The organism is Synechococcus sp. OH2 (assembly GCF_047462155.1).
Taxonomy (GTDB): Bacteria; Cyanobacteriota; Cyanobacteriia; order Thermostichales; family Thermostichaceae; genus Thermostichus.
In genome coordinates this window covers 1-8,829 of sequence record NZ_JANSIR010000115.1, presented here as the reverse complement: position 1 = coordinate 8,829, position 8,829 = coordinate 1, and the positions used below count along the sequence as shown (strand labels likewise).

At 62.5% G+C, this 8,829-nt stretch carries 5 protein-coding genes and 1 pseudogene; 4 read left to right on the top strand and 2 right to left on the bottom strand.

Annotated features, from left to right (window positions below):
- Both NW835_RS12150 and NW835_RS12145 read left to right on the top strand, forming a co-directional pair.
- Positions 1 to 1,094, top strand: a 1,094-nt coding sequence (locus NW835_RS12150; protein ID WP_414415420.1) for a four-carbon acid sugar kinase family protein, incomplete at its 5' end; no start/stop codon positions are given.
- Positions 1,095 to 1,110: 16 nt separating this feature from the next.
- Positions 1,111 to 2,625 carry an FAD-binding oxidoreductase gene (locus tag NW835_RS12145; RefSeq protein ID WP_414415419.1) on the top strand — a complete coding sequence of 505 codons (1,515 nt, stop codon included), beginning with the start codon at positions 1,111 to 1,113 and terminating at the stop codon, positions 2,623 to 2,625.
- Here NW835_RS12145 and treZ read toward each other — a convergent pair.
- On the bottom strand, positions 2,595 to 4,475 hold the full coding sequence (treZ, locus tag NW835_RS12140) for a malto-oligosyltrehalose trehalohydrolase (protein ID WP_414415418.1): 1,881 nt from the start codon (positions 4,473 to 4,475) through the stop codon (positions 2,595 to 2,597). The two genes, NW835_RS12145 and treZ, sit on opposite strands and share 31 nt — an antisense overlap.
- 134 nt (positions 4,476 to 4,609) lie before the next feature.
- On the opposite strand from treZ, the gene NW835_RS12135 reads away from it, so the two are divergent.
- Entirely contained in the window at positions 4,610 to 6,661 is a 2,052-nt protein-coding gene (locus NW835_RS12135; RefSeq protein WP_414415417.1) for a prolyl oligopeptidase family serine peptidase, read from the top strand.
- Here the strand turns inward: NW835_RS12135 and eno are convergent.
- Entirely contained in the window at positions 6,658 to 7,956 is a 1,299-nt protein-coding gene (gene eno, locus NW835_RS12130) for a phosphopyruvate hydratase (protein ID WP_414364061.1), read from the bottom strand. The genes NW835_RS12135 and eno overlap by 4 nt on opposite strands.
- Before the next feature lie 338 nt (positions 7,957 to 8,294).
- Here eno and NW835_RS12125 point away from each other — a divergent pair.
- Positions 8,295 to 8,792 (top strand): annotated as a pseudogene (locus tag NW835_RS12125) (RNA-guided endonuclease TnpB family protein); the annotation flags it as partial.
- Positions 8,793 to 8,829: the final 37 nt, after the last annotated feature.

Sequence of the window (8,829 nt, the reverse complement as noted above, 5' to 3'; positions counted from 1 at the left end):
AGCGGGCCCTTTTTGTCAGCCGCTCCGACTCGACGCTGCGCGGGCACTACCCCTTGGAAACCGATGTCATGGCGGCGGAGCTGGGGCCTTTTGATGCCCATTTTCTGGTGCCGGCTTTTTTTGAGGGAGGGCGCATCACCCGCGACAGCGTCCACTACCTGCGGGTGGAGGGCCGCTGGGTGCCCGTGCATGAAACGGAGTTTGCCCGCGATGCGGTGTTCGGCTACCACCACAGCTATTTGCCCGACTATGTGCAGGAGAAAACCCAGGGGCGGATTCGGGCTGAGCAGGTGGTGCGATTGACGCTGGAGCAGATCCGCGCCGGCTGTCTGGAGCAGCTTTTGGGTCTAGAGGGGAATGTCTGCTGTGTGGTGGATGGAGAAACCCAAGCGGATCTGGACCGTTTTGCCCAGGATGTTTGGGCGGCTCTGGAGCAGGGGAAGCGCTTTTTGTTTCGCAGCGCCGCCAGCCTCTTGACGGCTCTAGCCCAGTTGCCGCCGCAGCCGGTTCCGCCAGAGCAAATGGGGCAGTTTGTCCGCTCCGACCGGCCAGGGGTGGTGATCGTGGGATCCCATGTGCAAAAGTCCAGCCAGCAGTTGGCCCGCCTGTTGCAGGAGCCAGGGATCCAGGGCATTGAAGTGGAGGTGAAGCGCCTGTTGGAACCGGGGCGGGAAGCGGAGCTGCTGCCGGCCCTCTTGAGCCAAGTCCAGCGCGCCTACGAGCAGGGCCTGACGCCGGTGGTCTACACCAGCCGAGAAGAAGTGAGGTTCGACGGCGCCACCCCAGAGGCTCGCCTGGCCTTTGGGCAGAGGGTTTCTCGTTTGTTGATGGCGATTGTGCAGGGGCTGCCGGAGGGGATGGGCTACCTGGTCAGCAAGGGCGGCATCACCTCCAACGACACCCTCAGCCTCGGCCTCAACCTGCCGGCTGTGCGGCTGCTGGGGCAGATCTACCCAGGGATCTCCATGGTGCTCACGCCGGCGGATCACCCCCGCTTTCCCAACTTGCCGGTGGTGCTGTTTCCGGGCAATGTGGGCGAGGCGGATACGTTGGTTTTAATCCACCGTCGCCTCCACAGCCGCGGGCTGGTCTAGCCTGGAGGAAATCACCATGGCTGAACTCATCTCCCCCCCTGAAGCTCTGCCTGCCTTGGAGGCCTGGTGGGGATCCCTGCGGCAGGGGCCAACGGTGTTGCCTCCGGCGGTGGTGCACCGCTGTTCTGAAAGCCTGGGCAGCCGGGATGCCGATGTGGTGATTGCCGGCGGCACCCTGGGGATTCTCCTGGGGGCAGCTTTGGCCAAGCGGGGCTGGCGGGTGATCCTCATCGAGCGGGGGAGCCTGCGGGGGCGGGAGCAGGAGTGGAACACCTCCCGGCAGGAGCTGCAGGTGTTGTTAGAGCTGGAGTTGCTCACCTCGACAGAGTGGGAGGCGGTGCAGGTGACCCACTACCCCAGGGGGCGCATTGGCTTTGGGGAGGGTCCCACCTGGTGGGTGGAAGGGGTACTGAACGTGGGCGTGGATCCGGTCAGCTTGCTGGAGTTCCTCAAGCAGCATTTCCTGGCCTGGGGGGGCCAGGTGCGGGAGCAAACCGGGTTTCTGGGCGCCACGGTCCACCCCGATGGGATCCGCATCCAAACCACCACCGGCCAGCTCAGCGCCCAACTGCTGCTGGATGCCATGGGGCACCGCTCCCCCATTGCGGCCCAGGCCCGCCAAGGGCAGCCGCCGGACAGTGTCTGTCTGGTGGTGGGATCCTGCGCCCAGGGGCTGCCGGAGCAACCCACTGGGGATCTGTTCTACAGCTTTACCCCCGCCCAGGAGGGCTACCAGCCCTTTTGGGAGGCTTTCCCCGCCCGCGATGGCCGCACCACCTATATCTTTACCTACTGCGACCGGGATCCCCGCCGACCCAGTCTGGAGAAGCTCTGGCAGGACTACTGCCGGCTGCTCCCTGCCTACCAGGGGGCCGAGCTGGCCCAGATCCGCTGGGTGCGCAAGCTGTGTGGCGTCTTCCCCGCCTACCGCCGCAGCCCGCTACAACTGCCCTGGGATCGCCTTTTGGCGGTAGGAGACAGCAGCGGCAGCCAGTCGCCTTTGAGCTTTGGCGGCTTTGGGGCGATGTTGCGCCATCTGGATCGCCTGCAGCAGGGGATCCACGAGGCGCTGGTGCAGCGGCAGTTGGAGCAGGCGGCCCTGGCCCTGCTGCAGCCCTACCAGCCCAATTTGGCGGTAACCTGGCTTTTTCAAAAGGCGATGATCCCTCCCTTGGGAGAGAAAAACTGGGATCCCAACAGCATTAACCGCCTGTTGAGCAGAGTGTTTGCAGCCATGGTTGCCGCCGGCCCCCAGGTGGTGCGGCCCTTTTTGCAGGATGTGGTGCAGTTTGGCGGCTTGGCCCAGGCACTGTGGGGGGTGATGAGGCAAGATCCAGCCCTGGTGGCCGCGCTTTTGCCCCGGCTAGGGCTGCCGGAGCTGGTGGCCTGGGCGGGCCACTTTGCCACCCTTGGCCTCTACGAGCTCCTGCAAAGGCTAGCCGACCGCCTGGAAGGGGCCCCGCAAGACTACTTCTGGAACCGGCGGCGCGAGGCCTGGCGCTACGGCTGCGGTCGGGATGGCTGGCTGTAGACCACCACCCCATAGGGCGGCACCTCAACGGGATCCCCTTGGTTTTTTGCCGGCAGGGAGGATCCCTGGCCCAGCCACTTGGCGTCGCCGCTATCTAGAAGCTTCTCCCACCGGCCGTTGGGCCATGGGGCGTAGGTGGCTGCTTGGTCGGAGCTGAAGTTAAACAGGGCCAGAACGGCTTGGGATCCCTGGTGGCGGTGCAGGGCCAGGCCGCTTGGGGCAAACAGCTCCACCCCCACCGAACTCCGCTCTAGGTTTTGCAGCGGCGGCAGGGTCTTGCGCAGGTAAATGAGGGTTTGGTACCACCGCCGCAAGACCTGGTGGTGGCCAGCAGTGGCCAGTTCCCAGTTGAGCTTCGAGCGCAGGAAGGTCTCTTCCGCTTGCGGGTCCGGTACCTCCCCCTGCCAGGCAAAGGCGCTGAACTCGCGGCGGCGTCCCTGGCGCACCGCTTCCACCAGGTCGGGATCCCCGTGGCTAATGAAGTAGAGAAACGGGGCCACCTCCCCATACTCTTCCCCCATAAACAGCAGTGGCAGCATGGGAGCCAGCAGCAGAGCAGCGGCGGCCAACTTCAGGCCAGCGAAGGAGGTGAGCTGGCTGAGGCGTTCCCCCAGCCGGCGATTGCCCACCTGGTCGTGGTTTTGGATGCAGATTACAAACTGGGAGCCCGGCCTGGCGAGAGCGGAATTGCCGTGGCGGCGGGCCCGGTAGCGGGAGTACTGGCCGGAATAGACGTAGCTCTCGCGGTAGGACTTGGCCAGGTGCTCCAATTGGCCAAAGTCCTGGTAGTAGCCTGTCTTTTCTCCAGTAAGCAGGGTGTGAACTGAGTGATGGAAATCGTCGCACCACTGGGCATCTAGGCCGTAGCCCCCTTGCTCGCGGGGGGTGATGAGGCGGACGTCGTTGAGGTCGCTTTCGGCTACCAGAACCCTGGGCCAGCCTGTGCGCGCCTCCAGGGCCTCCACCCGCTCTGCCAATTCCTGCAAAAAAGGGTGGGCGCTGAAGTCGTAGATGGCATGCACCGCGTCCAGCCGCAGGCCGTCCAGGTGAAACTCCTCTAGCCAGTATTCGGCATTTTGCAGGAAAAACTCCCGCACGCCGTCGGAATAGCGGTCGTCGAAGTTGAGGGCCTCCCCCCAAGGGGTGCGGTACTTGTCGGTAAAGTAGGGGCCAAAGTCCCGCAGGTAGTTCCCCTCCGGCCCCAGGTGGTTGTAGACCACGTCCAAAATGACAGCCAGGCCCTGCTGGTGGCAGGCATTGACCAGCGCCTTCAGGCCCGCTGCTCCTCCATAGCTGACCTGCACGGCATAGGGGTAGACGCCGTCATAGCCCCAGTTGCGCTCCCCCGGAAACTGGGCCACCGGCATGAGCTCCAGCACGTTGACCCCCAGCTCCACCAGTTGCGGCAGGCGGGGGATCAGGGCGGCAAAGGTGCCCTCCGGGGTAAAGGTGCCTACATGCAGCTCGTAGAGGATCCACTGGGAGAGCGGGATCCCCTTCCAGGCTTGATCCTGCCAGTCGAAGTGGGGATCCACCACCCGCGAAGGGCCATGGACGCCGTAGGGCTGGCAGCGGGAAGCCGGATCCGGCCGCTCCACCACCCCCCCTGAGGTGTGCAGGCGGTAGAGGTAGTCCACTGGCCCCGGCGGGATCCCCTCCACTTCACCCTGCCAGTAGCCCTGCTCATCTTGGGCCAGAGGGATGACCTGTTGGAAAGGGCTGATGATTTTGAGCTCCACGTGTTCGACCAAGGGCGCCCACACCGAGAAGCGGTAGTGGCCCTGGCCACAGGGATAGGCGCCAATCCGTTCGACCTGGGAACGCTGAGAGGAAGGGGAACCCTGAAGCACGAAACCCACCTGCACAACTCGGCTTCCACTATAGCGAGGCTTGCTCCCTCAGACATTTGAGGCTCAGGTCTTGGGGTGGGTTGCCGACTCTTCCCTCTGCCATAGTGGAATTGGCCTTTCGCTGCTCCGTCCCTATGTTTAACTACCCGCCCAGCCATCCGGATCCCACCGTTGTCGATGTCTACCATGGGCAGCCGGTGCCGGATCCCTATCGCTGGCTGGAAGATCTGGATTCTGAGCAGACGCGGGCCTGGATCGAGGCGCAAAACCGGCTAACTTTTGACTATCTGCAGCGGATCCCGGCGCGGCAGCGGCTCCTGGAGCGCCTGACCCAACTTTGGAACTACGAAAAATACAGCCAGCCCTTCAAAGAGGGCGGCCGCTACTTCTACTTCAAAAACGACGGCCTGCAAAACCAGAGCGTTCTCTATACGCAAGAGAGCCTGGAGGGCGAAGCCCGGGTTTTGCTGGATCCCAACACGTTTTCGGAAGACGGCACTGTAGCCCTCTCAGGCATTGCCATCAGCCGCGACGGGCGCTACCTAGCCTATGGCCTCTCCCGCTCCGGCTCCGACTGGCAGGAGTGGAAGGTGCGGGACATCGAAACTGGAGAAGACCTGCCGGATCACCTGCGCTGGATTAAGTTCTCTGGGGCCAGCTGGACACTGGATGGGCAGGGATTTTTCTACAGCCGCTACGACGAGCCACCCCCCGGCAGCGAGTACGAAAGTACCAACTACTTCCAAAAGCTCTACTACCACCGCCTCGGCACCCCCCAGTCGGAAGATGTCTTGATCTATCACCGCCCCGACCAAAAAGAGTGGGGCTTTGCTGGCGGGGTTACCGAAGATGGCAACTACCTCATCATCTCCGTCTGGCGGGGCACGGATCCCAAAAACCTCCTCTTCTACAAAGACCTACGGGATCCCAACTCGCCGGTGGTGGAGCTCATTTGCGAGTTCCAGGCCGAGTACAGCTTTGTTGGCAACGACGGCTCCCGCTTTTGGCTGCTGACGGACTTCCAGGCTCCGCGGCGGCGACTGGTGGCCCTTGATCTCGACAACCCAGGGCACCTGCAAGAGGTGATCCCTGAGGCTGAGGAGACCCTGCAAGGGGTTAGCCTCATCCACAATCAATTTGTTGCCTTCTACCTCAAAGACGCCCACACCCAGATCAAGACCTTTGCCCTAGACGGCACCTACCTGGGGGAGATCCCTCTGCCAGGGCTGGGATCCGCCAGCGGCTTTGCTGGCAAGCGCTACGACACTGAGACCTTCTACACCTTCACCAGCTTCACCACCCCGCCCACCATCTACCGCTACGACTTCACCACTGGCAGGAGCACCCTCTTTCGCCAGCCCCAGGTGGATTTCGATCCCCACGCCTATGAGGTGCAGCAGGTGTTCTACGCCAGCAAAGACGGCACCCGCATTCCCATGTTCCTTGTCCACCGCCGCGGCCTAGCGCGGACAGGGGATCACCCCACCCTGCTGTACGGCTACGGCGGCTTCGGCATCTCTCTGACCCCCAGCTTCTCGGTGGGCCTGGTGGCCTGGTTGGAGATGGGAGGGGTTTACGCCCAGCCCAATTTGCGCGGCGGCGGCGAATATGGGGAAGCCTGGCACCAGGCGGGCACCAAGCTCAACAAGCAAAAGGTCTTTGACGACTTCATTGCCGCGGCTGAGTGGCTAATCGCCCATGGCTACACCAATCCCTCCAAGTTGGCCATCGCCGGCGGCAGCAACGGCGGCCTCTTGGTGGGGGCCTGCCTGACCCAAAGGCCGGATCTCTTTGCCGCGGCCCTGCCCGCTGTGGGGGTGTTCGACATGCTGCGCTTCCACAAGTTCACCATCGGCTGGGCCTGGGTCTCCGAGTACGGATCCCCGGACAACCCCGAGGAATTCAAGGCCCTCTACGCCTATTCCCCCCTGCACAACCTCAAACCCGGCACCGCCTATCCCGCCACCCTGATCACCACCGCGGATCACGACGACCGGGTGGTGCCGGCCCACAGCTTTAAGTTTGCTGCTGCCCTGCAGGCGGCCCAGGGGGGATCCCAGCCCATCCTCATTCGCATCGACACCAAAGCCGGCCATGGGGCTGGCAAGCCCACCAGCAAGCTCATTGAAGAGACCGCCGACCGCTGGGCCTTTTTGGTGCAGGTGCTGGGAATCCAGACAGACTAGCGATGCTGCGCCGGCACAGCCCTAGGCCCCAGGCCCACCCGACCGGCATAAACGGCTGCTTCCCCCAGCTCGTCTTCGATGCGGAGCAGTTGGTTGTACTTGGCAATGCGCTCGCTGCGGCAGAGGGATCCGGTTTTGATCTGGCCGGCGCGGGTGGCCACCGCCAGGTCGGCGATGGTGGTGTCTTCTGTTTCGCCGGAGCGGTGGCTGATGATGGTGCGAAAGCCCGCCTGAACGGCCAGTTGCACGGTTGAGACGGTCTCCGTCAGCGTGCCAATCTGGTTGAGCTTGATCAAAATGGCGTTGGCGGCGCCGCTGTCGATGCCTTTCTGCAGCCGGGCTGGGTTGGTCACAAACAGGTCGTCCCCCACCAGTTGCACCCGCGATCCCAGCCGAGCAGTCATGGCCTGCCAGCCGGCCCAATCTTCCTCCGCCAGCCCATCCTCTAGAGAGACGATGGGGTAGTTGGCCAGCAGTTGTTCGTAGTAGTCCACCATCTGCTCAGCACTGCGGGCTTTGCCCTCAAAGTGGTACTGTCCATCCTGCAGCAGCTCGTTGGCGGCCACGTCCAAGGCCAAGGCAATGTCTTCCCCCGGCTTGTAGCCCGCCCGTTCAATGGCCGTCATCAACAGATCCAGAGCCGCTGCGTTGGAGGGGAGATCGGGGGCAAACCCGCCTTCGTCCCCCACCCCAGTGGACAGCCCCTTCTGCCGCAGCAGTTGTTTTAGCGCTGCAAACACCTCCGCCCCATAGCGCAGCGCCTCGCGAAAGCTAGGTGCCCCGCTAGGCACCAGCATGAACTCTTGGATATCGAGGTTGTTATCGGCGTGGGCACCGCCGTTGAGTACATTCATCAGGGGTACCGGCAGCAGGTTGGCAAAGGGTCCACCCAGGTACCTGTACAAGGGCAGACCCACTGCACTAGCAGCCGCCTTAGCCGTGGCCAAAGAGACCACCAAGATGGCGTTGGCTCCCAGTTGCGACTTGTTGGGGGTGCCATCCAGATCGATCATCAACTGGTCGATGCGGGCCTGGTTGAGGGCATCTTCTCCCTGCAGCTCCGACTGGATGGGGCCAAGAATGTTTTCCACCGCCCTCAGCACGCCCTTGCCGCCGTAGCGCTTGGGATCCCCGTCCCGCAGCTCATGGGCCTCAAAAGTGCCGGTTGAAGCACCACTGGGCACCTGGGCCAAGCCGGTGGCCCCATTGGCCAGGCCCACCAAAGCTTCTAGGGTCGGTTGCCCACGGGAGTCGAGAATCTCATGGGCGGTAATCCACTCGATGGCCGTTTCCACAGTTGCACCTCAGCAATTGGCTAGACAGTTCTGGCCAAAGCCAGATTGCCAATAGACTAGTGGATTTTCGCCCCCGGATCCCTTTGGCTTCCGGAAAACTTTAACGGGCACAGGCGGCACCGCTCTCTCGGCCTGGGCCGCGCATGGGCTCAGAGCGCCTGAGCTGTTGGCTGTTGAGGTGCTTTCCAAGGGGTTGTTTCGCCACCCGCTTGCGGGGACAATGGCTGGGATCCAACTAGACCGGCGGGAAAAGCCAGAAAGCTCGCTGCCCAAAGAGAGGCCAATCCCAGCATGAACATCTGGAGAAGACGACGCAGCGGACGACGGATAATTGTGAGGTGGCCCAGGTTCTGACTATCTCCTGCAAGCTCAAGGTATCTGCTTTGCAAGCTGTGAAGCGAGAGGCAACCTTGTCTGCTTTTGCACAAGCACTCCTCGCGCCAGCGGGCCGGAGGCCTTACTGGGTCAACCAAAACACGCCAGAGAAGATAGTCAACGCCGTCAAGCTTCAATCTCTTTGCTACCGCGAAATTCGTACCCGCTTTGGGCTATCCAGCAACTTAGCCCAACAGGTATGCAGAAGGTTGGCCGGTGCCCGCAAGGTTGCCCAGCAAAAGAATCGTCCAGTTAAAGCGTTCAAGTCTGGCTTTGTTTTTGTTACCTACGATGCCCGAATCTTCTCTTTCCGTGAGAGGGACTGGACAGTATCGCCGACCACCGTTGAGGGACGCGAGCGTTTTGAGCTGGATGTTGGCTCCTACCAGTGTGGGATGTTAGCAGGCACCAATCCCAAATCGGCCACGCTCATCAAACGCCAAGACGGTTCTTACAGCCTGTTAAGGAATCAAGGGGTACAGTAGCAACACTTAGCAA

Excerpts from the sequence above, each read along its gene's own strand:
- NW835_RS12145 (WP_414415419.1), top strand. The coding sequence starts at position 1,111 with ATGGCTGAACTCATCTCCCCCCCTGAAGCTCTGCCTGCCTTGGAGGCC.
- NW835_RS12135 (WP_414415417.1), top strand. The coding sequence starts at position 4,610 with ATGTTTAACTACCCGCCCAGCCATCCGGATCCCACCGTTGTCGATGTC.